Here is a 25,538-nt window from a genome sequence, read left to right on the forward strand (position 1 = left end):
ACAGGGGGCGCGATGAACAACCGGATATTGCTGCTGACGCTGACCGCGCTCACGCTGTCGCTCCCCGCCTGTTCCACCCGGCAGTTGATCGACGTCGCCACAGCCAAGGATCCCAAACAAGTCCTGCGCAGCATGGCTGAACATCGGGTCGAATCCTACAAATACAACCCGCGACGGGCCCTGTCCGATCTGAAAAAAGCCAAAGCAGATTTCAACCGCCTGATGGGCAATGTGCAGAAGGAGAGCGGGGCACAGTGGGGCAAGAAAGAGGCGCGCACTCTGCCCAGCCGGACCCGCTACGTGAAATACACCGAGCGCTACAAGAACCGCGTGGTGGTGGATTACGATGCCGGCACGATTCTGATCGAGCACCTGGAAGAGGAAAAAGTTGCCGACAAACTGCGCAATGCAGCCGTGGTCGCGTTGCTGACGCCGGATGATCCGGGCGCGGTCGATCTGTTCTCCGACAAGGAGATCGCGCTCACTGGAAAGCCCTATCTGCAGGAACTGGTGGTGGACGAGAACGGCGCTGTATTGAAAAGGCGCGAGGATGTGGAGCGTTATGCCGATTATCTGGTGGCCAACCGGTTGCAGCATCGCAGCATCGATGTTGACGGGATCAGCAAGAACGTGCAGTACATCCAGATGCGCATGGTCAACGCCCACCTCGACAAGCGTGCCGTGCAATACGCTGCCACCGTGCGCACCCATTCGGAAAAAACACAAGTCAGCCGCAGCCTGATCTATGCCGTGATCAAAACGGAAAGTTCGTTCAATCCCTATGCCGTATCCGGGGCGCCGGCCTACGGCATGATGCAGCTCGTGCCCGCCAGCGGCGGGCGCGAAGCCTATCGCAAAGCCAAGGGCAAGGACGTGATGCCGAGCAAGGAATACCTGTTTGACGCGAACAACAATATCGAATTGGGCGCGACGTATCTCGGCGTGCTGCTGAATGACAGTCCACTGCGCGAGATCCGCAATCCGGTATCGCGCGAGTACTGTGCCATCGCCGCTTATAACACCGGCCCCTCCAACGTGTTCCGCGCATTCAGCAAGTTGAGCGGCAGAGCGCGCCAGGACGATGCCCTCGACAAGATCAACGCCCTGCGCCCGGACGAAGTCTTCGATGCGCTGCGCAGTGGCCTGCCTTATAAAGAAACACGCGGCTATGTGGTGAAAGTGGTGGAGGCGAAGAAGCGCTACGCCACGATGTAGAACGCCGTAGGGTGTGGGCCGGGCTTCAGCCCGACAACGCCAGGATGTTTCTCCAACACGCCGGTTTGAAACCCGCCCCCGGGACTTGCAGCCCGTCCTGAACAGGCATAGCCTGTTACTGCTTCAACACCACAGAAGGAGATACGCCATGACAACCAAACCTGCTCCTGCCACACAGACGATCGCGTGCGAGATTTGCCTGAAGGAAGTCCCGTTGTCCGAAGCCAAAACTTTTGAGGCGGAAGACTATGTGGCGCATTTCTGCGGCTTGGAATGCTATGCGCAATGGAAGCAGCGCAGCGAGAAATCGGAACCGCCGAAAAAGACAACGTAATCGGTTCGGCGCATCACGTTGCCCCCGCGGTCGGCCGCCACAGCAAGCCGAGCGCGGCGATCACGCAGAACGATGCCCCTGCATAGAAGGTAAAAGCGGGGCCGAGTTTATCCCACAGCAATCCCGCCAGCACGCTGGCAACCAGCATCGCCATCCCGCTCATCAGGTTGAAAAAGCCATAGCCTGTACCGCGCAAGTCGGCGGGCGTGACGTCGGCCACCATGCGGGCCAGCAGGCCTTGGGTGATTCCCATATGCACGCCCCACAGGCCGACGCCGAGCAATACCGTGGTCCAGTGGTCATCGGTCGCCAGCACCAGATCGGCAACGCTCAACACCGCCAGCCCCAGTCCCAACAGTTTGGTGTGGCTCATGCGGTCGGAGAGTTTGCCGAAGGGGTAAGCCGAGGCGGCATAGATCACATTCATCGCCACCATCACTAGCGGTACCAGTGCAATGGCGATGCCGCCCTGTGCGGCGCGCAATACCAGAAATGCTTCGCTGAAGCGTGCCAGCGTAAACACCGCACCGATGCCGACCACCCACCAATAGGATGAATCCAGGCGGCGCAGATTCGCACGACTGACCGGATTGAGGGGTGTATGCACTTCCGTCCTTTTGGGTTCATGCACGCCGAAAAGCAACAGCCCCACCGCCAGCAAGCCCGGAATCAGCGCCACCCAGAATACCGCGCGGAAATCGTTGGCCCATAACAGCATCAGCCCAACCCCGAGCAACGGGCCGAGAAACGCGCCCACCGTATCCAATGACTGACGCAGACCAAAGGCTGCACCACGAATCGCAGGCGGCGTGATGTCGGCCAGCAGGGCGTCGCGCGGTGCGCCGCGTATGCCCTTGCCGATGCGGTCGAGGAAGCGCGCCGTCAGCACCATGCCTATGCCGGAAGCCAGCGCGAACATCGGCTTGGTCAACGCGCCCAGGGCATAACCGAACACCGCCAATCCTTTGCGCTTGCCCAGGTAATCGCTCAACGCGCCGGAGAACACTTTCACCAACAGCGCCGTTGATTCCGCGATGCCCTCGATCACGCCTACCGTCAGCGCACTCGCGCCCAGCACCGTCACCATGAACAGAGGCAGCAGGCTATGGATCATCTCCGACGAGACATCCATCAGCAGGCTGACGAAACCCAGCACCCACACCCCGCTTGGAATGTGGTCCAACTGCGCCACTTTTATGTTTTTCATTTCTCGGCTACGCCATTTTTGACGGCAGTCTGATGGTCACTGAAGCGGTCGTCACCAGCACCACCGGCCCCGGTTCGAGCAGGCGATACACTTTGGACAAGGGGTAATCTTTTTTCGCCATCCGCAACGTCTCGCGTAAAATCGCCGGCGCACTATAGCGCCGTCCCCCATCAATAACCAGATTATCCTTGTGACCTCCGCAGTCGAACGTTTCTTTTCCGAACAAAGCCCGCTTGCCGCCGAGGTCACCTCGTTCCGTCCGCGCACGCAGCAGCGCGAGATGGCAATCGCGGTGGCCGAGGCGATTCGCGACAACGCGATCCTGGTGGTGGAGGCGGGCACTGGCACGGGCAAGACTTTTGCCTATCTGGTGCCTGCGTTGTTGGCGGGGGGCAAGGTGGTGGTCTCGACCGGCACCAAGAACCTGCAGGACCAGCTCTTTCAAAAAGACTTGCCGATGGTGCGCGATGCGCTGAAGGCGCCGGTCTCGGTGGCCTTGCTCAAGGGGCGCTCGAATTATGTGTGTCACTACCATCTGGAGCTGGCGCAATCGAACGGTTTGTTCAAGACGCGCGAGGATGTGAAGCATCTGGCGAAGATCGTGAACTACGCCAAAGTCACGCAGAGCGGCGACCGGAGCGGGCTGGCGGATGTGCCGGAAAACGCGCCGATCTGGATGCATGTGACCTCGACACGCGACAACTGCCTCGGGCAGGAATGCCCGAACCACGATGAATGCTTCGTGCTCAAGGCACGCAAGGAAGCGATGGAGGCAGACGTGATCGTGGTGAACCACCACCTGTTCTTCGCCGATGTGATGCTGCGCGATGAGGGGGTGGCCGAACTGCTGCCGGCGTGCAACACGGTGATCTTCGACGAGGCGCACCAACTGCCGGAGACCGCGAGCCTGTTTTTTGGGAAAAGCCTTTCCACTTCCCAGTTGCTTGATTTGGCGACCGATACGCGGGTCGGGGCGCTGACTTCGGCCAAGGATTTCGCGGCGCTGCCGGTGGCGTGCGATGAACTGGAAAAAGCGGCGCGCGACCTGCGCCTGGCCTTCAAGCGCGAAGGCCGCATGGCGGCGGAGGCGGCGGAGAATGTCAAGGATTTCGCGCCCGCGCTGAAGAGGCTGGGGGAGAAATTGTCCAAACTTTCCGGCCTGCTGGAGAAACAGGCGGAGCGCAGCGAAGGGTTGGAGAACTGCTGGCTGCGGGCACAGGAGATGGCGGGCCAATTGAAACACTGGCAGGACGGCGATGTGCCGGAGACGGTGCGCTGGCTGGAAGTCTTCCATCATTCTCTGCAACTCAATACCACGCCGTTGTCCATTGCCGACATCTTTGCCAGGCAGCTCAGCGGTCATCCGCGCGCGTGGATATTCACCTCGGCGACGCTGGCGGTGAAGCAGAACTTCACGCACTATCAGGCCGAGATGGGGCTGATGGAAGCGCGCACCGCGTGCTGGGACAGCCCGTTCAACTACCCGGAACAGGCGCTGCTGTATGTGCCGAACGGGCTGCCCGAGCCGAACAGCGAGGGCTATACCGATGCGGTGGTGCAGGCGGCGTTGCCGCTCATCGAGGCGAGCAGGGGCAGGGCGTTCCTGCTGTTCACCAGCCTGCGTGCGATGCAGCGTGCCTACGAGATATTGCAGGCGGAATTCGACCGCAAGAACCTGAAGTATCCGCTGATGATCCAGGGCGAAGGTTCGCGCAACGAATTGCTCGCGCGCTTCCGCGCGCATGGCAACGCGGTGCTGCTCGGCAGTCAGTCGTTCTGGGAAGGAGTGGATGTGCGCGGCGAGGCGTTGTCGCTGGTCATCATCGACAAGCTGCCGTTCGCGCCGCCGGATGATCCGGTGCTGGCGGCACGCATCGCCGAGTTGAACCGGCAGGGACGCAATGCCTTCATGGAATTCCAGTTGCCACGCGCCATCATCAACCTGAAACAGGGCGCGGGTCGGCTGATCCGCGACGAGAACGACCGCGGCGTGCTGATGATCTGCGACCCGCGCCTGATTTCCAAACAATACGGCAAACGCATCTGGCAGAGCCTGCCGCCGTTCCGGCGGACGCGCGAGGCGAGGGAAGCCGTGGCTTTCCTTGAAACCGGGATTCAAGGTTGTTAATCGTCTCGATAACGTTAATCGATCGAATCGAAGCGGTGGCTATCGCTAAATTATTCACGGCAGTTTAGGGACTCAATCAATCGCTGCGCGAGTTTCACGCTAAAGCTCGGTATATTTCTTTGCGCATCCCCGGGCTTTTTCTACCGGATATTTCAGCGCGTTTTTCTTGATTTTATCCAGTACAATCTGCTTCACATCAAGGTCGTAGCCGTCCGCCAGCAGAAAGGCGTAGGCGAAGACATCTGCCAGTTCTTCCTGAATCTCGTTCGGGTTTGCCTGTTCGGCGGATTTCCATAGAAACGATTCCAGCAGTTCGCCCGCCTCAATGCTCAAAGCCAGAGCCAGGTCTTTGGGGTTGTGGAACTGCGCCCAATCCCGTTCGTCGCGAAATTGGAGCAAGGCTTGGGTTATTTCCCGGGTGTCGCTCACGGGGTGTCCTGTTTTTGTGATGGGTGCTTCGGATTGTAGCGCAAGGACGCTGATGTGCCATACCGGTTCGATCATGACACGCTCGTGTTGAGGAGAAGGAGGATGCAGGCGCATTGCGTACTGGCGGGGGAGAGGATGGTCGGTGACGCCGGAGGCTGTGCTAGAATGCCGCCTTCGTTTTAATGCCTCTTCGGCACATTCTATAGGTCGCACATGGAACAACAATTCGCCAAAGAAACCCTGCCGGTCAGCCTGGAAGAAGAGATGCGCAAGTCCTACCTCGATTACGCCATGAGCGTGATCGTGGGGCGTGCCTTGCCGGATGTGCGCGACGGACTGAAGCCGGTGCACCGCCGCGTGTTGTTCGCGATGAGCGAGCTTTCCAACGACTGGAACCGCGCCTATAAGAAATCGGCGCGTATCGTCGGCGATGTGATCGGTAAATACCACCCCCACGGCGACACGGCGGTGTACGACACCATCGTGCGCATGGCGCAGGATTTTTCGCTGCGCTACACGCTGGTGGACGGGCAGGGTAACTTCGGCTCGGTGGACGGCGATAACGCGGCGGCGATGCGTTACACCGAAATCCGCATGGCGCGGATCGCCCACCAGTTGCTGGAAGACCTGGACAAGGAGACGGTGGATTTCGGCCCCAACTACGACGGTTCCGAGCATGAGCCGCTGGTGTTCCCGGCGCGTTTCCCCAATCTGCTGGTGAACGGGTCTTCCGGGATTGCGGTGGGCATGGCGACCAACATTCCGCCGCACAACATGAGCGAGGTGGTGGATGCCTGTCTGGCGCTGTTGCGCGAACCGGACATGGATATCGAACAGCTGATCGAATTGGTGCCCGCCCCGGATTTCCCGACGGCCGGTTTCATCTACGGGCTGGCCGGGGTGAAGGAAGGCTACCGCACCGGGCGCGGCCGCGTGGTGATGCGCGCGCGCGCCCACTTCGAGGATATCGGCAAGGGCGACCGCCAGGCGATCATCATCGACGAATTGCCGTATCAGGTGAACAAGGCCACCCTGCTGATGAAGATCGGCGAAATGGTGCGCGAGAAGACGCTGGAAGGCATATCCGAGATCCGCGACGAGTCGGACAAGTCCGGCATGCGCGCCGTGATCGAGCTGAAGCGCGGTGAGAACGCCGACGTGATCCTGAACAAGCTGTACAAAGCGACCCAGATGCAGGACAGCTTCGGCATCAACATGGTCGCCATCGTGGATGGACAGCCCAAGCTGTGCAATCTGAAGGATGTCATCGACGCTTTTCTGCGCCACCGCCGCGAAGTCGTCACGCGCCGCACCGTCTTTGAGCTGCGCAAGGCGCGCGAACGCGGCCATATTCTGGAAGGGTTGGCGGTCGCGCTGTCCAATGTGGACGAGATCATCGCGCTGATCAAGGCTGCGCCCACCCCGGCGGATGCCAAGCGGGACCTGATGGCGCGCGGCTGGCGTTCATCGCTGGTCGAGGATATGTTGAGCCGGGTCAACGAAGCGTCGCGTCCGGAAGGGCTGGCGCCGGAGTTTGGCATGGTCAAGGGCAAGGGCTACTTCCTGTCCGACGCCCAGGCGCAGGCGATTCTGGAATTGCGCCTGCAGCGCCTGACCGGGCTGGAGCAGGACAAGATCGTCGGCGAATACCGCGAAGTGATGGAAAAGGTCGCCGACCTGCTGGACATCCTGGCGAAGCCGGCGCGCGTCACCCAGATCATCGGCGACGAGTTGGTGGCGATCCGCTCGCAGTTCGGCGACAAGCGCCGCAGCGAGATCGTGACGCACACGCAGGACATGAGCATGGAAGACCTGATCGCGCCGGAAGACGTGGTGGTCACCCTGTCGCACGGCGGTTATATGAAGGCGCAGAAGCTGGACGAATACCGCGCGCAGAAACGCGGCGGCCGCGGCAAGCAGGCGGCCTCGACCAAGGAAGACGATTTTGTCGATAACCTGTTCATCGCCAATACCCACGATTTCATCCTGTGCTTCTCCAATCGCGGCCGCGTGTACTGGCTCAAGGTGTATGAAGTGCCGCAGGGCACGCGCATCAGCCGCGGCAAGCCGATTGTCAACCTGTTGCCGCTGGAGATCGGCGAGCAGATCAACGCCATCCTGCCGGTGAGCCAGTTCGCCGACGATCAGTTCGTATTCTTCGCCACCAGCGAAGGTACGGTGAAGAAAACTCCCTTGTCCGACTTTGCCAATCCGCGCACCAAGGGCATCATCGCCATCAATCTGGATGATGGCGACTTCCTCATCGGCGTTGCGCTGACCGACGGCAAGCACGATGTGATGCTGTTCTCGGACGAGGGCAAGGCGGTGCGCTTCGACGAGAACGACGTGCGCTCGATGGGGCGCGCGGCGCGCGGGGTGCGCGGCATGAAGCTGACCAAGGGCGGCAAGGTGATCGCGCTGCTGGTGGCCGAGAACGAACAGCAGTCCGTGTTGACCGCCACCGAGAACGGTTACGGCAAGCGCACTTCGATCGTCGAATACACCCGCCACGGGCGCGGCACGCAGGGCATGATCGCGATCCAGACTTCGGCGCGCAACGGCAAGGTGGTCGCCGCCACGCTGGTGGACCAGGACGACGAGATCATGCTGATTGGTACCAACGGCGTGCTGATCCGTACGCGCGTCAGGGAAATCCGCGAGATGAGCCGCGCCACCCAGGGCGTGACGCTGATCAATCTGGACAAGGGCGACAGGCTGGCCGGTTTGAGCCGGATTGCCGAGCCGGAAGAAGAATCCGAATAACTTTCGAGGAGTGTGCGACATGACCATTTACAACTTCAGCGCAGGGCCGGCGGTATTGCCGAAAGAAGTGTTGCAACAGGCGCAGGCGGAATTGCTCGACTGGCACGGCAGCGGCATGTCGGTGATGGAGATGTCGCACCGCGGCAAGGAATATATGGGCATCCACGCCCAGGCGGAGGCGGACCTGCGCGAACTGATGGGCATCCCGGACAATTACAAGGTGCTGTTGCTGCAAGGCGGCGCGCATCTGCAATTCTCGATGATCCCGCTCAATCTGCTGGGAGGCAAAGGCTCCGCCGACTACGTCAATACCGGCGAATGGTCGAAGAAAGCCATCGGCGAAGCGAAGAAATTCTGCAACGTGAATGTGGCGGCGAGCAACACAGACAAAAATTGCACCTATGTGCCGGCATTCGATACCTGGAAGCTGGATAAAGAGGCGGCCTATGTGCACTACACGCCGAACGAGACCATCGGCGGGGTGGAATTCAACTGGATTCCCAATACCGGCAAGGTGCCGCTGGTGGCGGACATGTCTTCCAACATCCTGTCGCGCCCGGTCGATGTCTGGAAATACGGACTGATCTATGCCGGCGCGCAAAAGAACATCGGCCCCGCCGGGCTGACGCTGGTCATCGTGCGCGATGATCTGATCGGGCTGGCCGATCCCCGCCTGCCGACCATGCTGGACTTCAAGACCCACGCCAACAGCGATTCGATGTACAACACCCCGCCGACCTTCGCCATCTACATGGCGGGGCTGGTGTTCCAGTGGCTGAAGAAGAACGGCGGCATCGGCGTGATGGAGCAGAACAACATCGCCAAGGCCCACCTGCTGTATAGCACGATCGATGCCAGCAACGGTTTCTACCGCTGCCCGGTGGACCAAGCCGACCGCTCGCGCATGAACGTCCCGTTCACCCTGAAGGACGCCAATCTGGACGGCGATTTCCTGAAACAGGCGGATGCGCGCGGCTTGCTGCAATTGAAGGGACACCGCTCCGTCGGCGGTATGCGCGCTTCAATCTACAACGCGATGCCGCTGGCCGGGGTGCAGGCGCTGGTCGATTTCATGAACGAATTTGCCCGCAGCAAAGGCTGAGCCGGAAGCGCCGCCATGACCCGCACATTCAAGGTGCTGACCCTGAACAAGATCTCGCCGGCCGGCCTGAAGCGGTTGCCGGCCGCGCGCTATGTCGCTGGCAACGACATTGCCGCGCCGGATGCGGTGTTGGTGCGCTCGCACAACATGCACGAGATGGAGATTCCCGCCAGCGTGCTGGCGATCGCGCGCGCCGGTGCGGGCACGAACAACGTTCCGGTCAAGAAGATGAGCGAGCGCGGCGTGCCGGTGTTCAACGCGCCGGGCGCAAACGCGAATGCGGTGAAGGAACTGGTCATCACCGGCATGTTGCTGGCCTCGCGCAACATCGTCCCGGCGCTGCGTTTCACCGCAGGGCTGCAGGGTGACGATGCGTCCATGCACCAGCAGGTCGAAGACGGAAAAAAGGCGTTTGCCGGCACCGAGCTGTACGGGCGCACGCTGGGCATCGTCGGGCTGGGGGCGATCGGCCGCCTGGTGGCGAATGCCGCCATCGGTCTCGGCATGAAAGTGATCGGTTTCGATCCGGAGATCACGGTCGAGGCGGCGTGGAGTTTGTCATCCCAGGTGAGGAAGGCCCACAGTCTGGAGGAATTGCTGAAGCACAGCGACTTCGTCACCCTGCATGTGCCGCTGCTGGACGCGACGCGCAACCTGATCGATGCCAGGCGCGTGGCGGGAATGAAATCCGGCAGCGTGCTGCTCAATTTCTCGCGCGATGCCATCGTCAGTGAGGAAGCCGTGCTGGCCGGTCTCGCCGCGCAGCATCTGCGTTGTTACGTGTGCGATTTTCCGGGCAGTCGCACGATCGGAAACGACAAGATCATTGCCCTGCCGCATCTGGGGGCATCCACCGCCGAGGCGGAGGAGAACTGTGCCGTGATGGTGGCGGAGCAACTGCGCGAGTATCTGGAAAACGGCAACCTCAGCAACAGCGTGAATTTCCCCAATGTGGCCATGCCGCGCGAGTCCAAATCCAGGCTCGCGGTGGCGAACACCAATGTGCCGAACATGCTGGGGCAGATTTCCAGCGCGCTGGCGGCGGCGGGGATCAACATCCACAACATGATGAACAAGTCGCGCGGCGAAATGGCTTATACCCTGGTGGATACCGACAGTCCGGCACCGGCGCAACTGATTGCGCAGATCGCCGCGATTCCCGGAGTGCTCAGGGTGCGTGCCCTGCCGTTGGAGACTGAAGCATGAGCGACGAATTGCAGCGTTACCGTGCGCAGATCGACCGGCTTGACGACGAGATGCTGCGCCTCGTCAACCAGCGTGCCGCGCTGGCGCAGCAGATCGGGCGCCTGAAAGAGGACGGCGCGGTGCTGCGCCCGGAACGCGAGGCGCAAATCCTGCAGCGCCTGTTGCAGGCCAACCGCGGGCCGTTGTCCGGTGCCGGCATCAGGCAGGTGTTCACCGAGATCATCTCGAACTGCCGCGCGCTGGAGGCACCGCTGCGCGTGGCGTATCTCGGGCCGCACGGGACGTTCAGCGAAGCGGCGGTGTCCCAGCGTTTCGGCCAGGCCACGGAGGGACTTCCCGCCGACTCCATCGACGGCGTGTTCGCAGCGGTGGAAAGCGGTACAGCCAGCTATGGCATGGTGCCGGTGGAAAACTCGACCGAAGGCGCGATCGGCCGCACGCTCGATCTGCTGCTCGACAGCACGCTGCAAATCTGCGGCGAAGTGCTGCTGCAGGTGCATCAATGTCTGCTGTCGAACGAGAACGATGTCGCCATGATCCGCAAGGTGTACTCGCATCCGCAGTCATTCGGACAATGCCAGGGGTGGCTCAACGCGCACCTGCCGCATGCCGAGCGCATCACCGCCTCCAGTAATGCCGATGCGGCGAGGCTGGCCGCCGACGAGTCGTTCGCGGCAGCGGTGGCGGGGGAGCAGGCGGCGGCGCACTTCAGGCTGAAGGTGCTGGCACGCAACATCGAGGACGATGCGCGCAACACCACGCGTTTTCTGGTCATCGGCAAGCAGGCGGTCGCGCCTTCCGGTCGCGACAAGACTTCGCTCGTCATGTCGGCGCCCAACCGGCCGGGGGCCGTGCACGACCTGCTGGTGCCGTTGGCGCAGCATGGTGTGTCGATGACCAAGCTGGAGTCGCGGCCGTCACGCACCGGCCTGTGGGAGTACGTGTTCTACGTCGATATCGAGGGGCATCAGTCCGATACCGAAGTGGCCGCTGCGCTGGCGCAACTCAAGCAGATTGCGGCCTTCGTCAAGGTGCTGGGTTCTTACCCGGTTGCGGTTTAATTAAAAGAACAATTTAGCCACGGATGAACGCAGATTCTCGCGGATGAGGAAGGGTTTGGTCAGTGTATCCGGATGAATCTGTGGCTGGTTGTGGTCGGTTTTCAAGGCTTCTAACATGCAAGGCAACAAATGAATTACTGTGATTTAGCCCCCCCTTATATTCGCGCCATTGCCCCGTATCAACCGGGCAAGCCGATTGCCGAACTGGAGCGCGAGCTGGGCATCAGCGGCATCGTCAAGCTGGCCTCCAACGAAAATCCGCTCGGCGCCAGTCCGGCCGCGGTGGCCGCGATGCAGGAGGCGATCAAGACGATCGCCCTGTATCCGGACGGCAACGGGTTCGAGCTGAAAGATGCGCTGCACAAACGCTACAACGTGGCGCATGCCAACATCACCCTGGGGAACGGCTCGAATGATCTGCTGGAACTTGCGGCGCGCGCGTTCCTCGTGCCGGGCGACCGGGTGGTCTATTCGGCGCACGCGTTCGCGGTGTATGCGCTGGCGACCCAGGCCGTCGGCGCGACCGGGATCAGCGTGCCCGCAGCGCAGGGTTTCGGGCACGATCTGCCGGCCATGCTCGCCGCTGCCAGGGAAAACCGGGCCAAAATCGTTTTCATCGCCAACCCGAACAATCCGACCGGGACTTTTTTGCGCGGGGATGAATTGTTGGCGTTCATGCGCGGCCTGCCGCCCGAGATACTGGTGGTGCTGGACGAGGCCTACAACGAATATCTGCCGGAAGACAAGCGCTACGACAGCGTGAGCTGGTTGCGGGAATTCCCCAACCTGATCATCTCGCGCACCTTCTCCAAAGCGTATGGTTTGGCCGGTCTGCGCGTCGGTTATGCGCTGGCGCATGAACAGGTGACGGATATGATGAATCGCGTGCGCCAGCCGTTCAACGTGAACAGCGTGGCACAGGCGGCGGCGGTGGCGGCGTTGCGCGATGTATCGTTCGTGAAGAAAACGTTCGAGCTGAACCGGCGCGGCATGGTGCAGATCGCCGAGGGGCTGGATAAACTGGGTCTGCAACATATCCCATCGTTCGGCAATTTCCTTGCGTTCCGCATCGGCGGCGCCACCGCGATGTACCGGCGCTTGCTTGAACTGGGCGTGATCGTGCGCCCAATCGCGAACTATGACATGCCGGACTGGTTGCGCGTCAGCATCGGTCTGGAAAGTGAGAATGCAAAATTTTTGAATGCGCTGAAACAGGCGCTTGGAGAGATTAAATGATTATCGTAATGGGCAGGGAAGTTACCGATGCACAAATCGCGGCCGTCACCAAAAAACTGGAGGCGGCGGGGCTGAAAGCCAATATCTCGCGCGGGGTCGAACGCACGGTGATCGGCGCGATCGGCGACGAGCGCCAGTTGACGCCGGAAATGTTCACGCCGTTGCCGGGGGTGGAATCGGCGATGCACATCGCCAAGCAGTACAAGATCGTGTCGCGCGAATCGCATAAACAGGACAGCATTATCGATATCGGCGGTATCCGGCTCGGCGGCAAGCAGATCCAGATCATCGCCGGCCCCTGCTCGGTGGAGACGCAGACGCAGATGGACCTGGCGGCGAAATTCGTGCACGAGGCGGGCTGTCGCCTGATGCGCGGCGGCGCATTTAAGCCGCGCACCAGTCCTTATGCCTTTCAGGGGCACGGCGTGGAAGGCCTCGACATGTTCCGCAAAGCGGCAGACAAATTCAAACTGCCGATCGTGACCGAGTTGATGGACGCGCGGCAGATTGATGCGTTCATGGAGTATGACGTGGACGTGATCCAGATCGGTACGCGCAACATGCAGAACTTTGACCTGCTCAAGGAAGTCGGGCGCACCAACAAGCCGGTGATCCTCAAGCGCGGCATGTCGGCCACCATCAGCGAATGGCTGATGTCGGCGGAATACATCGCGGCCGGCGGCAACCACAACATCATCTTCTGCGAACGCGGCATCCGCACCTTCGAGACCGCTTACCGCAACGTGCTGGACGTGACCGCGATTCCGGTGCTGAAAAAAGAAACCCACCTGCCCGTGATCGTCGACCCTTCGCATGCGGGCGGCAAGGCGTGGATGGTGCCGGCATTGTCGCAGGCCGCCATCGCGGCCGGCGCGGACGGCCTGCTGATCGAGATGCATCCCAGCCCGTGTGACGCCTGGTGCGATGCCGATCAGGCGCTGACACCGGATGAGTTGAAGAAACTCATGGGTACGCTGGGCGCCATCGCCGGGGCGATTGGACGCACGCTGTAAGCCATGCCCGCCTTTCGCAAAGTTGTCATCTTTGGCGCCGGACTGATCGGCGGGTCGTTTTCATTGGCGTTGCGCAAGGCGGGAGCTGTTTCTGAAGTCGTTGGTTTCGGGCGCAGTATGGTGACCCTGGAACAGGCCAAACAACTTGGCATCCTCGATCGCATCGGTGACGATGCTGCGCGTGAAGTGTGCGCTGCGGATATTGTACTGTTGGCCACGCCCGTGGCCCAGATGGCCGATATTTTTCAACGCATCGCGCCGCATCTTGGCACCCACACACTCGTCACCGATGGCGGTAGTACCAAGGGTGATGTGGTGGCGATTGCGCGCATGATTCTCGGTGGCAAGATCGGCCAGTTCGTTCCCGCGCATCCCATTGCGGGGGCAGAGAAGAGCGGGCCTGGCGCAGCACAGGCCGATCTTTATCAGGGCAAGAAAGTCGTGCTGACACCGCTGGCGGAGAATTCGAACGAATCTGTGGCGCGTGTGCGCAAGGCATGGGAATCATGCGGAGCCGTGGTGAGCGAATTGACGCCGGAGGAGCATGATGCCGTGTTCGCGGCGATCAGCCATCTGCCGCATCTATTGTCGTTCGCGCTGGTGCATGACATCGCACAGCGTGACAACCGCGACCAACTGCTTTCTTTTGCAGCCAGCGGCTTCCGCGATTTCACCCGCATCGCCGCCAGTTCACCGGAGATGTGGCGCGACATCTGCATGGCCAACCGCGAGGCGCTGTTGCGCGAACTGCTGCAATACGCCGGAGAACTGCACGGTCTGTACCAGGCGCTGGAGCGGGGCGATGCCGCAAAGCTCGAAGAAGTGTTCAGCGAGGCACGCAAGGTGCGCAGCGCCTGGCAGCAACAATAATCCGATCTTTTTCCGGCATGTCACCACACGAATCCCTCGATCTTTCTCCCTTGATGTCGGCACGCGGTACGGTGCGTCTGCCCGGCTCAAAGAGCATCTCCAACCGCGTGCTGCTGCTGGCGGCGCTGGCGGAGGGCGTAACCGTGGTGCGCGACCTGCTGCAGTCGGACGATACCGAACGCATGCTGGACGCCTTGCGCATATTAGGTGTGAAGTTGGAATCGCTGGGTGATAACGCCTATCGCATTACGGGGTGCGGTGGCGATTTCCAGAACAAGGATGCCAAGCTGTTCCTCGGCAATGCGGGCACGGCCTTCCGTCCGCTGACGGCGGCGCTGGCCTTGTCTGGGGGCAGTTACGAATTGTCCGGCGTGGCACGCATGCACGAGCGGCCCATAGCCGATCTGGTGGATGCGCTGCGCCAGCTGGGTGCCAACATCAAGTATCTCGGCAATGAAGGTTTTCCTCCCTTGAAACTTTCTCCGGCAAACCTTGCGGGCGACACCGTTCAGGTGCGCGGCGATGTGTCGAGCCAGTTTCTTACCGGCTTGCTGATAGCCTTGCCGCTGACCGGCCGCACGGTAAAGGTCGATGTGCTTGGGGAATTGATCTCCAAGCCCTACATCGAGATCACGCTGGCGATGATGCGGCGCTTCGGTGTGTGTGTCGAACGCAAGGGCTGGCAGAGTTTCGTGGTGTTCGGCGGCCAGCGCTACACAGCGCCCGGCGAGGTGTATGTCGAGGGCGATGCCTCGTCCGCTTCGTATTTCCTGGCCGCCGGTGCCATCGGCGGCGGGCCGGTGCGGGTGGAAGGCGTGGGCCGGGACAGCGTGCAGGGCGATGTGCGCTTTGCCGAAGCACTGCAAAAGATGGGCGCGCGCATCACGATGGGGTCGAACTGGATGGAAGCCACAGGCCCGGCAGAGGGCAAGCTGAAAGCGATCGACCTGGATTGCAACCACATCCCCGATGCGGCGATGACGCTGGCCGTGGCGGCGCTGTTCGCAGACGGCACGACCACGCTGCGCAACATCGCCAGCTGGCGCGTGAAGGAGACCGACCGCATCGCGGCGATGGCGACCGAGTTGCGCAAGGTCGGTGCGGAAGTGGAAGAGGGCGCTGATTTCATTCGCATCACGCCACCGGCACAACTCAGGCATGCGGGCATCGATACTTACGACGATCACCGCATGGCGATGTGTTTTTCGCTGGCCGCGTTCGGCGGGGCAGGAGTGCGCATCAACGACCCGAAGTGCGTCGCCAAGACTTTTCCTGACTATTTCACGGAGTTCGCAAAAGTGACACAAGCCGTTCCTGTTATCGCCATCGATGGACCTTCTGCCTCCGGCAAGGGAACGGTGGCGCAGCGCGTGGCAGATGCGCTGGGCATGCATTATCTGGATAGCGGGGCGCTGTATCGCCTGCTGGGCCTGGCGGCACAGCGCCACGGCGTGGCGCTGGACGACGAGCCTGGCTTGGCTGCACTGGCCGGCAAGGTGGATATCCGTTTCGAAAAAGGCGAGACTTGGCTGGATGGGGCGATGGTCGGCGACGAGTTGCGCACCGAAGAAGCCGGCGCTGCAGCTTCCAAAGTGGCGGCATTGCCCATGGTTCGCTCGTCTTTGTTGAATAAACAGCGCGCTTTCCGCCAAGCCCCGGGGCTGGTGGCGGACGGGCGCGACATGGCGTCAGTGGTATTCCCGGACGCCGTGCTCAAGATTTTCCTGACCGCTTCGGCCGAGGCGCGCGCGGAGCGCCGTTACAAGCAGTTGAAAGAGAAAGGGATGAGTGCTAGTATCGCCGCCCTTTTGCAGGATATACAGGCGCGCGACGAGCGGGATATGCAGCGCAGCGTGGCTCCCCTGCAACAGGCGCAAGGTGCAAGTCTGCTGGATACGACCCCGCTGAACATCGAGCAGGCGGTCGCGGAAGTGCTGACACGATACCGTGCGGTAAATTGAAACTCGCGCAGCGATTCGCTCGCTTCCTCTACCGCTTGCGGGGGAGGATTGAGGAGGGGGTACGGGCGGCTGAGTTTTGCTGTAGGGTGCGGTTAACTCCGGCGCCCGTTGAGTTAGGCCCCGATTGGCTCCCCGCTGATCGGGTTGATAAACGAACCCCCGCTTTGCGGGAATACCTGAAAGTAGATCGAAAATGACCGCTGTCGCTGATATGGAAAGTTTTGCCTCCCTGTTTGAAGAAAGCCTGAACCGCAAGGAAATGCGCCCAGGCGAACTCATCACCGCCCAAGTCGTTCGCGTCGAGCAGAACGTGGTCGTGGTGAATGCCGGACTGAAGTCCGAAAGTTATATCCCCGTTGAAGAATTCAAGGACGCAGCGGGCAACATCGAAGTCAAGGCCGGTGATTTCACCACCGTGGCCATCGAGTCGCTGGAAAACGGTTATGGCGAAACGCGCCTGTCGCGCGAAAAAGCCAAACGTCTGGCGGCCTGGATCGACCTGGAACAGGCGATGGAAGAAGGCCGCATCGTCGAAGGTTATGTCAGCGGCAAGGTCAAGGGCGGCCTGACCGCCATGGTGAACGGCATCCGTGCCTTCCTGCCCGGTTCGCTGGTGGACATCCGTCCGGTCAAGGACACTACGCCGTACGAAAACAAGACCATGGAACTCAAGGTCATCAAGCTGGATCGCAAGCGCAACAACGTGGTGGTGTCGCGCCGCGCCGTGCTGGAAGAGTCGCAGGGGGCCGATCGTGAATCCCTGCTGGAAACCCTCAAGGAAGGGGCTGTGGTCAAGGGTATCGTCAAGAACATCACCGACTACGGTGCGTTCGTTGACTTGGGCGGTATCGACGGCCTGCTGCACATCACCGATCTGGCCTGGCGCCGCGTCAAGCACCCGTCCGAGGTGCTGACCGTTGGCGACGAAATCGAAGCCAAGATCCTCAAGTTCGACCAGGAGAAGAATCGCGTTTCCCTCGGCATCAAGCAGATGGGCGACGATCCGTGGAACGGTCTGGCACGTCGCTACCCGCAAGGCACCCGCCTGTTCGGCAAGGTGACCAACCTGACCGACTATGGTTCGTTCGTCGAGATCGAGCAGGGCATCGAAGGTCTGGTGCACGTGTCCGAGATGGACTGGACCAACAAGAACGTGCATCCGTCCAAGGTCGTAGCACTGGGCGACGAAGTCGAAGTGATGATCCTCGAGATCGACGAGCAGCGCCGCCGCATCTCGCTGGGCATGAAGCAGTGCAAGTCCAATCCCTGGGACGATTTCGCCGCCAACCACCAGAAGGGCGACAAGGTCAAGGGCGCGATCAAGTCGATCACCGACTTCGGCGTGTTCATCGGCCTGGATGGCGGTATCGACGGTCTGGTGCATCTGTCCGACCTGTCCTGGAGCATCCCCGGCGAAGAGGCTGTGCGCAACTACAAGAAGGGCGACGAACTGGAAGCGGTCGTGCTGGCCATCGACGTGGAACGCGAACGCATCTCGCTCGGCATCAAGCAACTGGAAGGCGATCCGTTCGGCGGTTTCGTGACCGGGCATGACAAGGGAGCCATCGTCACGGGTACGGTCAAGTCGCTGGATGCCAAGGGCGCAGTGGTCATGCTGGAAGGCGATGTCGAAGCCTACCTGAAAGCCTCCGAAGTATCGGTGGATCGCGTGGAAGACATCCGCAACCACCTGAAGGAAGGCGACACCGTCAAGGCGGTCATCATCAACGTGGATCGCAAGAATCGTGGCATCAATTTGTCGATCAAGGCGATGGACAAGGCGGACACGGCAGCAGCGATGCAGAAGTTCGCAGCCGAGAACACCAATGTCTCCGGCTCCACCAATCTGGGTGCTCTGCTCAAGGCCAAGATGGATTCCAGCAAGGCTGACGCGCAATAAAAGGAGTGACGGGCATGACACGTTCCGACCTCATTGCCAAGCTGGCTGCGCGTCATCCGCAGTTGCTGGGCAAGGATGCCGAGCTGGCGGTGAAGGTGATTCTGGACAGCATGTCGGCAACCCTGGCGCAGGGTGGGCGCATCGAGATCCGGGGCTTCGGCAGTTTTGCCCTGAATTACCGGCCGCCGCGTCTGGGACGCAATCCCAAGTCTGGCGACAAGGTGCAGGTGCCGCCCAAGTATGTGCCTCACTTCAAGGCGGGCAAGGAGTTGCGGGAACGGGTGGATTATCCGCAGGGTTGATCGGTTCCGGTGACACGAATGATTGGCGGTGCATCGCAAGGTGTGCCGCCAATTTTTCTTGGTTCATGCTATCTTTGCCCGACGCTTCGCACTCAAGGAATCGACATGCCTTACCTGACCTGGCTCCTGCGCATTGTGCTGTTCATCGCCCTGCTCGGGTTTGCGTTGAAGAACAACGATCCGGTGGCGTTGCGCTATTTCTTCGGCTACGAATGGAACACCACCCTGGTGGTCGCGTTGTTGAGTTTTTTTGCGCTGGGCGCGGGTTTCGGGATTCTCGCAATGTTGCCCGCCTGGTTCCGTTTGCGCGTCGAATTGAGGAGCGCCAGACAGGCTGCGTCCAAAGCGGCGCCGCAGGCTGACGCCAAACAAGTCATCTGAAGAATACAGACAATGGATTTTGAACCCTGGATGCTGCTGGTCTTTCCGCTCTTTTTCGGCATGGGCTGGCTGGCTGCGCGCATCGACATCAAGGAACTGCTGACCGAATCGAGCGCGTTGCCGCGCTCATACTTTGACGGTCTGAAATTTCTGCTCAATGAACAGCAGGATCAGGCGATCGAGGCTTTCATCGAGGTGGTCAAGGTCGATCCGCAGACGATCGAGCTGCACTTCGCGCTCGGCAGCCTGTTTCGCCGCCGCGGCGAAGTGGATCGCGCCATCCGCATGCACCTGAATCTGGTCGAACGGGCAGACCTCGACGCGGAAAGGAAACAGCAGGCCTTGTTCGAGCTGGCGCAGGATTACTTGAAGGCCGGACTTCTTGACCGGGCTGAAGACGCTTTGCTGCGGCTACAAGGGTCCTTATATGAAAGGCAGGCGTACTCATCATTGCTCGATATCTATCAAAAAGAAAAAGACTGGTTAAAGGCAATCAATATCGGGCGGCGTCTGGCCGCGCTGGATGGAAGCGACGGCGTTAATCATGAAGCTTTTTTCTATTGCGAATTGGCGGCCGGCGAGCTGGTGAAAAAACAGCCGGAATTGGCCAGGGATCATCTCAAGCACGCCCTTGTTGCGAGCCCAAAAAATATTCGCGCCAGCATGATGCTGGGCGATATCGCGTTGGCCGAGGATCAGGTGAAAGAGGCCATCACGACCTGGCAAACGATTGAACTGCAGAATCCGGAATACCTGCCGCTGGTGGCGGAACGTCTGCTCTCGGCCTATAAACGTCTGGATGACGTGGAGACGGGAGTGACCCTGTTGCGCGGCTGGCTGCAAAAATACCCTTCGCTCGATTTGATGGCCGTATTATTCAAGGCGGTCTCCGAACGGGAAGGGGCGGAAGCCGCCTACCGGCTGGTGCGCGATGAACTGCGCCGTAATCCCAGCCTGCTTGGCTTGGAAAAACTGCTGGAAGCGCAACTCCTGTCTTATCACGGCGAACGCCGCACCGACCTTGAGCTGGTCAAGCAATTGATCCATGACCGCACCCGGACCATCGGCATGTATCGCTGCGGTCATTGCGGGTTCAAGGCACGCCAGTTCTATTGGCACTGTCCGGCCTGCCAAAGCTGGGATTCTTACCGGCCACGCCGAACCGAAGAGATGGGGATGCTGCAATGACCGATCCCAAAATCATCACCGCGCTCGATTATGCGCAGCCGGCGCCGGCGCTCGAACTGGCGCGTCGGCTGCAGCCGGGCATGTGCCGCCTCAAGGTGGGCAAGGAATTGTTCACCGCCGCCGGACCGCAACTGATCGAGCAATTGCAGCGGCTCGGTTTTGAGGTTTTTCTTGATCTGAAATTCCACGACATTCCGAACACCACCGCACAAGCCTGCAAAGCCGCCGCCGCGCTGGGGGTGTGGATGGTCAATGTTCACGCACTGGGCGGTCGGCGCATGTTGGAGGCGGCGCGCGAGGCGTTGGTACATGTTGAGCGCCGCCCGAAGCTGATCGCAGTCACCGTGCTGACCAGCATGACCGAGGCCGATTTGCGCGGGGTTGGCGTCAATGCCAGCCCCGCCCGGATGGTGAGCTTGCTGGCGGGATTGGCGCACGAGAGCGGGTTGGATGGTGTGGTGTGCTCGGCACAGGAAGCGCCGGTGTTGCGCCGCCAGTACGGCCCGGACTTCTGTCTGGTCACGCCCGGCATCCGCTTGGTGAATTCGGCCGCGCACGACCAGTCGCGGATCATGACGCCGCGTGACGCCCTGGCCGCAGGAGCCAGTTATCTGGTCATCGGGCGTCCGATCACCCAGGCTCCCGATCCCCTGCAAGCCTTGCATGATATTCTGTTGCAAACAGGAGAATTGGCATGAAGTTGCCGGTGTTCGATCAGGCGCGTGTATTGGTGGTCGGTGACGTCATGCTGGACCGCTATTGGTTTGGCGATGTGACGCGCATCTCTCCGGAAGCTCCGGTTCCGGTACTGAAGGTGAACACCGTGGAAGCCAGACCGGGCGGCGCGGCCAACGTGGCGCGCAATATTGCCATGCTTGGCGCGCAGTGCACGCTGCTGTCGGTCGTGGGCAGGGATGAAGCCGGCGACTGCCTGCGCGAGTTGCTGTCCGGGTATGCGCGGATTGAGTCGATGCTGCACTGTGATGAAGGTTTTTCCACCATTATCAAGTTGCGCGCCATCGCGCGCCAGCAACAATTGCTGCGGATCGACTTCGAAACGGCGCCTAGCCACGAGGTGTTGCAGGCCAAGCTGGCCGATTTCGGCCAGCGTCTGCCGCAGTGCGATGTGGTGGTGCTGTCCGATTACGGCAAGGGCGGTCTGACCCATATCGCGGAGATGATCCGCCTAGCGCGCGCGGCGGGGAAACCGGTGCTGGTCGATCCCAAGGGCGACGACTATGCGCGCTATCATGGCGCGACCCTGCTTACGCCGAATCGCAGCGAGTTCCGTGCTGTGGCGGGTGGCTGGAAGAACGAGGCCGAGCTGACCGCCAAGGCGCAAAAACTGCGTGCCGAACTGGAACTGGAGGCGTTGCTGATCACGCGCAGCGAGGAGGGGATGTCGTTGTTCCGCGCGCCGGAGGTATTGCACGAACCGGCACAGACGCGCGAAGTGTTCGATGTCAGCGGCGCGGGCGATACCGTGATCGCCACGCTGGCAGTCATGCTGGCAAGCGGCGCGGACATGTCCGATGCGGTGCGCATCGCCAATCGCGCGGCGGGCGTGGTGGTGGGAAAACTGGGCACGGCGACCGTGTCGCGCGAAGAAATTATTGAGGATATGGGCAACTGACATGTATTACGTGGTGACTGGAGCAGCCGGGTTTATCGGGTCGAACATCGTCAAGGCGCTCAACGAGCGCGGCGAAACGAACATCATCGCGGTCGACAACATGAAGAAGGCTGACAAGTTCAGGAATCTCGCCGACTGCGAGATCGCCGATTATCTGGACAAGAAAGATTTCATCGAGCGTGTGCAGGGTGGCGAGTTTGACGGCGAGATCAAGGCCGTGCTGCACGAGGGCGCCTGTTCCGACACCATGGAGACCGATGGCCGTTACATGATGCAGAACAACTATCGCTACACGCTGGCGCTGCTCGACTATTGTCAGGACGAGGAGGTGCCGTTCCTGTACGCGTCCTCCGCCTCGGTGTATGGCGGTGGCGGCGTGTTCAAGGAAAGCCGCGAGTACGAGTCGCCGCTGAACGTTTATGCCTATTCCAAGTTCCTGTTCGACCAGGTGGTGCGCCGGCGCTGGAATCAGCGCACGGCGCAGATTGTCGGCTTCCGCTATTTCAACGTGTACGGCCCGCGCGAACAGCACAAGGGACGCATGGCGTCGGTGGCTCACCATTTCTTCAACCAGTACCGCGCCGACGGCTGCGTAAAACTGTTCGAAGGTTGCGACGGCTACCCCAACGGCGGACAGCGCCGAGATTTCGTGTCGGTGGAGGATGTGGTCAAGGTCAATCTGCATTTTCTCGATCACCCGGAAAAATCAGGCCTCTTCAACCTCGGCACCGGCAATGCGCAGAGTTTCAACGAGGTGGCCGTCGCGGTGATCAATAGCCTGCGCCTGGCCAACAATCAAGACACACTGACGCCGGAGCAGATGCTGCAACAGGGCATTATCAGCTATATCCCGTTTCCCGATGCCTTGCGCGGCAAATATCAGAGCTACACCCAGGCCGACATCGCAGCCCTGCGCGCGGCGGGCTATGCGGAACCGTTCCTGACCGTGGAGCAGGGCGCGGCACGTTATGTGCAGCAATTGTTGGAGAAGGCTGCTTGAAGCGGTTTTGCGAGAGATGAACATGTACAAGACACTGGACGACTTCGTCGGCAATACGCCCCTGGTGCAACTCAAACGCATCCCGGGTGACACTTCCAATGTCATTCTGGCCAAACTGGAAGGGAATAACCCGGCGGGCTCGGTCAAGGATCGGCCGGCGCTTTCCATGATCAAGCACGCCGAGGCACGCGGCGAGATCAAACCGGGCGATACCCTGATCGAGGCGACCAGCGGCAACACCGGCATTGCGCTGGCGATGGCCGCGGCGATGCGCGGCTACAGGATGATTCTGGTGATGCCGGAGAATCAATCGGTGGAAAGGCGGCAAACCATGCGCGCGTTCGGCGCAGAACTGGTGTTGACACCGAAGGCAGGCAGCATGGAACTGGCGCGCGACACGGCGGAGAAACTGCGCGACGAAGGGCGCGGCGTCATTCTCGACCAGTTCGCCAATCCGGACAATCCGCGCGCCCATTACGAGGGCACGGCGCCGGAGATCTGGCGCGACACGCAGGGCCGCATTACCCACTTCGTCAGCAGCATGGGCACTACCGGAACCATCATGGGCTGCTCGCGTTTCTTCAAGGAAAAGAATCCCGCCCTCCAGATCATCGGCGCGCAGCCGGAAGAGGGGTCGCAGATTCCCGGCATCCGCAAATGGCCGCAGGCGTATCTGCCGAAAATCTACAGCCCGCAGAATATCGATCGCATCGAATACGTGGGTCAGGCGGCAGCCGAGGAAATGACCCGGCGTCTGGCGCGGGAAGAGGGAATCTTCTGCGGGATTTCTTCCGGCGGTGCGTTGAGCATCGCCCTGCGCATATCGCAGCAAGTCGAGAACGCGACCCTCGTGTTCATCGTGTGCGACCGCGGCGACCGTTATCTTTCGACCGGGATATTCCCGGCTTGAGTCCGGGTTCAATTATCGAGTGCGAGATGCCGCTGCGATAATGCCGGGTTCTGCGCGAAATAGCGCTGGATGCCCTCAAGGATGGCGCGTGCCATTTTTTCCTGGTACGCCTCGTCGCGCAGGCGTTTCTCTTCTTCAGGGTTGCTGATGAAGGCAGTCTCCACGAGGATGGACGGGATGTCGGGCGATTTCAGCACGGCAAAGCCGGCCTGTTCGACGTGGCCTCGATGCAGGGTATTCACATCCTGCAACTCATCCAGCACGTGCCTCGCCAGCTTCATGCTGTCATTGATGGTGGCGGTTTGCGTCAGGTCGAGCAGGGTGCGTGCCAGGTACGGGTCTTTAACCGCCAGGTTCACTCCACCGATCAGGTCGGCCTCGTTTTCCTTTTTTGCCAGCCAGCGCGCGCTGGCACTGGTGGCGCCGCCCTCGGACAGGGCGAATACCGACGAGCCGCGCGCGTGCGGCTTGATGAAGGCATCGGCGTGGATGGAAACGAACAGGTCGGCGTGCGCCTTGCGCGCCTTTTCCACGCGTCCCACCAGCGGGATGAAATAGTCGCCGTCGCGGATCAGGATGGCGCGCATGCCGGGCGTGGCATCGATCTGGGTTTTCAGTTTGCGCGCGATGGCGAGCGTGACCTCTTTTTCCCGTGTGCCGCGCCGCCCGTGTGCCCCCGGGTCTTCTCCGCCATGCCCTGCATCGACGGCGACCAGCAACAGGCGATTGCGCAACTCCGGCGCAGCGGTGGGTGCGGCGACCGGCGCCGGGGCGGAAGCGCCGGCCGCCACCGCACTGCCGGGGCCTGGCAATTCCGCGGCGAGCTTCAATTCCATCTGGGTGGCCAGTGCCATCAAGGGATCGACCGGCGTGGCGGGATAAATATCGAGCACGAGGCGGTGGCCATAATCGCCGACCGGTTTGAGGCTGAACAGTTGCGGTTTGATCGCTGCCTTGAGATCAAACACCAGGCGCAGTACTCCCGGCTTGTATCTTCCGATGCGCAGGCTTGCGATATAAGGATCGTCGCTGCCCACTTGGCCTGCCAGTTCGTTCAGAGTGGCATTGAGTGCGACTCTATCCAGATCGACCACCAGCCGCGGCGGGTTGTCCAGCGCGAACATGTTGTAGGAGATCGCCTGTTTTGATTCCAGCGTGAGGCGGGTGTATTCCTGCGCCGGCCACAGGCGCACGGCGCTGATCGTCACTTCGGCCTGCGCGGGCAGCAGCCACAGCAGCATCAGCCAGAGACTGAATTTTACAAGTCGTTCAAACATTCCTGTCCTGTTGTGCTGTCAGCCCGGAGGGTGAGCATGCGCCCCTCGGGCAGGATTGCCAGGGTGAGTGTGATGTCCGCAGCGGGCAACAAACCGGCGGCCTGTTGCGGCCACTCGACCAGGCACACCTTGTGCCCGTCGAATTCGTCACGGAATCCGGATGACTCCCATTCTTCCGCATCGCGAAAACGGTACAGATCGAAATGGCACAAATCAAAATCTCCCGTCGTGTAATGCTCAAGCAACGTGTAGGTCGGGCTCTTGACCTTGCCTCCATGGCCCAGCGCCCGCAACAGACCGCGCACCAGCGTGGTTTTGCCTGCCCCCAGATCGCCCTGCAGATAAATCATCAGGCCCGGCTTGAGCGCTGACGCCAGACGGGCGGCAAAGTTCACCGTGGCAGACTCATCGGGCAAGCTGAT

23 protein-coding genes are annotated in these 25,538 nt (G+C 60.9%); 19 read left to right on the forward strand and 4 right to left on the reverse strand.

The window, feature by feature from the left end; genetic code table 11:
* Positions 1-12 precede the first annotated feature (12 nt).
* Both ACKTSJ_RS05385 and ACKTSJ_RS05390 read left to right on the forward strand, forming a co-directional pair.
* Entirely contained in the window at positions 13-1,215 is a 1,203-nt protein-coding gene (locus ACKTSJ_RS05385; protein ID WP_407898134.1) for a murein transglycosylase domain-containing protein, read from the forward strand.
* 148 nt (positions 1,216-1,363) lie between these two features.
* On the forward strand, positions 1,364-1,549 hold the full coding sequence (locus tag ACKTSJ_RS05390) for a DUF3330 domain-containing protein (protein ID WP_407898135.1): 186 nt from the start codon (positions 1,364-1,366) through the stop codon (positions 1,547-1,549).
* A gap of 13 nt (positions 1,550-1,562) precedes the next feature.
* Here ACKTSJ_RS05390 and ACKTSJ_RS05395 read toward each other — a convergent pair whose 3' ends face one another.
* Positions 1,563-2,756, reverse strand: coding sequence for an MFS transporter (locus ACKTSJ_RS05395; RefSeq protein WP_407898137.1), 1,194 nt, complete (start codon positions 2,754-2,756; stop codon positions 1,563-1,565).
* A gap of 190 nt (positions 2,757-2,946) precedes the next feature.
* Here ACKTSJ_RS05395 and ACKTSJ_RS05400 point away from each other — a divergent pair, with 190 nt between their 5' ends.
* Entirely contained in the window at positions 2,947-4,884 is a 1,938-nt protein-coding gene (locus ACKTSJ_RS05400) for an ATP-dependent DNA helicase (protein ID WP_407898139.1), read from the forward strand.
* A gap of 99 nt (positions 4,885-4,983) precedes the next feature.
* Here ACKTSJ_RS05400 and ACKTSJ_RS05405 read toward each other — a convergent pair whose 3' ends face one another.
* Entirely contained in the window at positions 4,984-5,313 is a 330-nt protein-coding gene (locus tag ACKTSJ_RS05405; RefSeq protein ID WP_407898209.1) for a nucleotide pyrophosphohydrolase, read from the reverse strand.
* 213 nt (positions 5,314-5,526) lie between these two features.
* Between ACKTSJ_RS05405 and gyrA the strand changes: the two genes are divergently transcribed.
* From gyrA to cysM, 16 genes are all read left to right on the forward strand, one after another.
* Positions 5,527-8,076: a DNA gyrase subunit A gene (gene gyrA, locus ACKTSJ_RS05410; protein WP_407898140.1), complete on the forward strand. Its 2,550-nt coding sequence runs from the start codon at positions 5,527-5,529 to the stop codon at positions 8,074-8,076.
* 19 nt (positions 8,077-8,095) lie between these two features.
* Positions 8,096-9,178 carry a 3-phosphoserine/phosphohydroxythreonine transaminase gene (serC, locus tag ACKTSJ_RS05415; RefSeq protein WP_407898142.1) on the forward strand — a complete coding sequence of 361 codons (1,083 nt, stop codon included), beginning with the start codon at positions 8,096-8,098 and terminating at the stop codon, positions 9,176-9,178.
* 15 nt (positions 9,179-9,193) lie between these two features.
* Positions 9,194-10,384: a phosphoglycerate dehydrogenase gene (locus ACKTSJ_RS05420; RefSeq protein WP_407898143.1), complete on the forward strand. Its 1,191-nt coding sequence runs from the start codon at positions 9,194-9,196 to the stop codon at positions 10,382-10,384.
* Positions 10,381-11,445 carry a prephenate dehydratase gene (pheA, locus tag ACKTSJ_RS05425; protein WP_407898145.1) on the forward strand — a complete coding sequence of 355 codons (1,065 nt, stop codon included), beginning with the start codon at positions 10,381-10,383 and terminating at the stop codon, positions 11,443-11,445. The genes ACKTSJ_RS05420 and pheA overlap by 4 nt, the downstream gene beginning before the upstream one ends.
* Before the next feature lie 129 nt (positions 11,446-11,574).
* On the forward strand, positions 11,575-12,681 hold the full coding sequence (gene hisC / locus ACKTSJ_RS05430) for a histidinol-phosphate transaminase (RefSeq protein WP_407898146.1): 1,107 nt from the start codon (positions 11,575-11,577) through the stop codon (positions 12,679-12,681).
* The gene (gene aroF / locus ACKTSJ_RS05435) at positions 12,678-13,694 is read left to right on the forward strand and encodes a 3-deoxy-7-phosphoheptulonate synthase (RefSeq protein WP_407898148.1); all 1,017 of its coding nucleotides are present in this window, start codon (positions 12,678-12,680) and stop codon (positions 13,692-13,694) included. Before hisC ends, aroF begins: the two co-directional genes overlap by 4 nt.
* A 3-nt stretch (positions 13,695-13,697) precedes the next feature.
* Positions 13,698-14,564, forward strand: a complete 867-nt coding sequence (locus tag ACKTSJ_RS05440) for a prephenate dehydrogenase (protein ID WP_407898150.1) — start codon at positions 13,698-13,700, stop codon at positions 14,562-14,564.
* 17 nt (positions 14,565-14,581) lie between these two features.
* The gene (locus tag ACKTSJ_RS05445; RefSeq protein ID WP_407898151.1) at positions 14,582-16,525 is read left to right on the forward strand and encodes a bifunctional 3-phosphoshikimate 1-carboxyvinyltransferase/cytidylate kinase; all 1,944 of its coding nucleotides are present in this window, start codon (positions 14,582-14,584) and stop codon (positions 16,523-16,525) included.
* A gap of 193 nt (positions 16,526-16,718) precedes the next feature.
* Positions 16,719-18,425: a 30S ribosomal protein S1 gene (gene rpsA / locus ACKTSJ_RS05450; RefSeq protein ID WP_407898153.1), complete on the forward strand. Its 1,707-nt coding sequence runs from the start codon at positions 16,719-16,721 to the stop codon at positions 18,423-18,425.
* Positions 18,426-18,439: 14 nt separating this feature from the next.
* Complete coding sequence (locus ACKTSJ_RS05455; protein WP_407898155.1) at positions 18,440-18,727, forward strand: integration host factor subunit beta; 288 nt, start codon at positions 18,440-18,442, stop codon at positions 18,725-18,727.
* A gap of 105 nt (positions 18,728-18,832) precedes the next feature.
* The gene (locus tag ACKTSJ_RS05460; protein ID WP_407898157.1) at positions 18,833-19,108 is read left to right on the forward strand and encodes a lipopolysaccharide assembly LapA domain-containing protein; all 276 of its coding nucleotides are present in this window, start codon (positions 18,833-18,835) and stop codon (positions 19,106-19,108) included.
* Positions 19,109-19,120: 12 nt separating this feature from the next.
* Positions 19,121-20,296 carry a lipopolysaccharide assembly protein LapB gene (gene lapB / locus ACKTSJ_RS05465; RefSeq protein ID WP_407898159.1) on the forward strand — a complete coding sequence of 392 codons (1,176 nt, stop codon included), beginning with the start codon at positions 19,121-19,123 and terminating at the stop codon, positions 20,294-20,296.
* Positions 20,293-20,994, forward strand: coding sequence for an orotidine-5'-phosphate decarboxylase (pyrF, locus tag ACKTSJ_RS05470; protein WP_407898161.1), 702 nt, complete (start codon positions 20,293-20,295; stop codon positions 20,992-20,994). Before lapB ends, pyrF begins: the two co-directional genes overlap by 4 nt.
* On the forward strand, positions 20,991-21,929 hold the full coding sequence (rfaE1, locus tag ACKTSJ_RS05475) for a D-glycero-beta-D-manno-heptose-7-phosphate kinase (protein WP_407898163.1): 939 nt from the start codon (positions 20,991-20,993) through the stop codon (positions 21,927-21,929). Before pyrF ends, rfaE1 begins: the two co-directional genes overlap by 4 nt.
* Position 21,930: 1 nt before the next feature.
* Positions 21,931-22,929, forward strand: a complete 999-nt coding sequence (gene rfaD, locus ACKTSJ_RS05480; RefSeq protein ID WP_407898165.1) for an ADP-glyceromanno-heptose 6-epimerase — start codon at positions 21,931-21,933, stop codon at positions 22,927-22,929.
* A 22-nt stretch (positions 22,930-22,951) separates the two neighbouring features.
* Positions 22,952-23,839, forward strand: coding sequence for a cysteine synthase CysM (gene cysM / locus ACKTSJ_RS05485; protein WP_407898167.1), 888 nt, complete (start codon positions 22,952-22,954; stop codon positions 23,837-23,839).
* 8 nt (positions 23,840-23,847) lie between these two features.
* Here cysM and ACKTSJ_RS05490 read toward each other — a convergent pair whose 3' ends face one another.
* Together ACKTSJ_RS05490 and tsaE are read right to left on the reverse strand one after the other, a co-directional pair.
* Positions 23,848-25,116, reverse strand: coding sequence for an N-acetylmuramoyl-L-alanine amidase (locus ACKTSJ_RS05490; protein ID WP_407898169.1), 1,269 nt, complete (start codon positions 25,114-25,116; stop codon positions 23,848-23,850).
* Complete coding sequence (gene tsaE / locus ACKTSJ_RS05495; protein ID WP_407898171.1) at positions 25,098-25,532, reverse strand: tRNA (adenosine(37)-N6)-threonylcarbamoyltransferase complex ATPase subunit type 1 TsaE; 435 nt, start codon at positions 25,530-25,532, stop codon at positions 25,098-25,100. Before tsaE ends, ACKTSJ_RS05490 begins: the two co-directional genes overlap by 19 nt.
* Positions 25,533-25,538: the final 6 nt, after the last annotated feature.

It is taken from the genome of Ferrigenium sp. UT5 (genome assembly GCF_045866295.1).
Taxonomy (GTDB): domain Bacteria; phylum Pseudomonadota; class Gammaproteobacteria; order Burkholderiales; family Gallionellaceae; genus Sideroxyarcus.

Coding starts and splice junctions, on each gene's coding strand:
- ACKTSJ_RS05385 (WP_407898134.1), top strand. CDS start 13: ATGAACAACCGGATATTGCTGCTGACGCTGACCGCGCTCACGCTGTCG.
- ACKTSJ_RS05390 (WP_407898135.1), top strand. CDS start 1,364: ATGACAACCAAACCTGCTCCTGCCACACAGACGATCGCGTGCGAGATT.
- ACKTSJ_RS05395 (WP_407898137.1), bottom strand. CDS start 2,756: ATGAAAAACATAAAAGTGGCGCAGTTGGACCACATTCCAAGCGGGGTG.
- gyrA (WP_407898140.1), top strand. CDS start 5,527: ATGGAACAACAATTCGCCAAAGAAACCCTGCCGGTCAGCCTGGAAGAA.
- serC (WP_407898142.1), top strand. CDS start 8,096: ATGACCATTTACAACTTCAGCGCAGGGCCGGCGGTATTGCCGAAAGAA.
- ACKTSJ_RS05420 (WP_407898143.1), top strand. CDS start 9,194: ATGACCCGCACATTCAAGGTGCTGACCCTGAACAAGATCTCGCCGGCC.
- pheA (WP_407898145.1), top strand. CDS start 10,381: ATGAGCGACGAATTGCAGCGTTACCGTGCGCAGATCGACCGGCTTGAC.
- hisC (WP_407898146.1), top strand. CDS start 11,575: ATGAATTACTGTGATTTAGCCCCCCCTTATATTCGCGCCATTGCCCCG.
- aroF (WP_407898148.1), top strand. CDS start 12,678: ATGATTATCGTAATGGGCAGGGAAGTTACCGATGCACAAATCGCGGCC.
- ACKTSJ_RS05440 (WP_407898150.1), top strand. CDS start 13,698: ATGCCCGCCTTTCGCAAAGTTGTCATCTTTGGCGCCGGACTGATCGGC.
- ACKTSJ_RS05445 (WP_407898151.1), top strand. CDS start 14,582: ATGTCACCACACGAATCCCTCGATCTTTCTCCCTTGATGTCGGCACGC.
- rpsA (WP_407898153.1), top strand. CDS start 16,719: ATGACCGCTGTCGCTGATATGGAAAGTTTTGCCTCCCTGTTTGAAGAA.
- ACKTSJ_RS05455 (WP_407898155.1), top strand. CDS start 18,440: ATGACACGTTCCGACCTCATTGCCAAGCTGGCTGCGCGTCATCCGCAG.
- ACKTSJ_RS05460 (WP_407898157.1), top strand. CDS start 18,833: ATGCCTTACCTGACCTGGCTCCTGCGCATTGTGCTGTTCATCGCCCTG.
- lapB (WP_407898159.1), top strand. CDS start 19,121: ATGGATTTTGAACCCTGGATGCTGCTGGTCTTTCCGCTCTTTTTCGGC.
- pyrF (WP_407898161.1), top strand. CDS start 20,293: ATGACCGATCCCAAAATCATCACCGCGCTCGATTATGCGCAGCCGGCG.
- rfaE1 (WP_407898163.1), top strand. CDS start 20,991: ATGAAGTTGCCGGTGTTCGATCAGGCGCGTGTATTGGTGGTCGGTGAC.
- rfaD (WP_407898165.1), top strand. CDS start 21,931: ATGTATTACGTGGTGACTGGAGCAGCCGGGTTTATCGGGTCGAACATC.
- cysM (WP_407898167.1), top strand. CDS start 22,952: ATGTACAAGACACTGGACGACTTCGTCGGCAATACGCCCCTGGTGCAA.
- ACKTSJ_RS05490 (WP_407898169.1), bottom strand. CDS start 25,116: ATGTTTGAACGACTTGTAAAATTCAGTCTCTGGCTGATGCTGCTGTGG.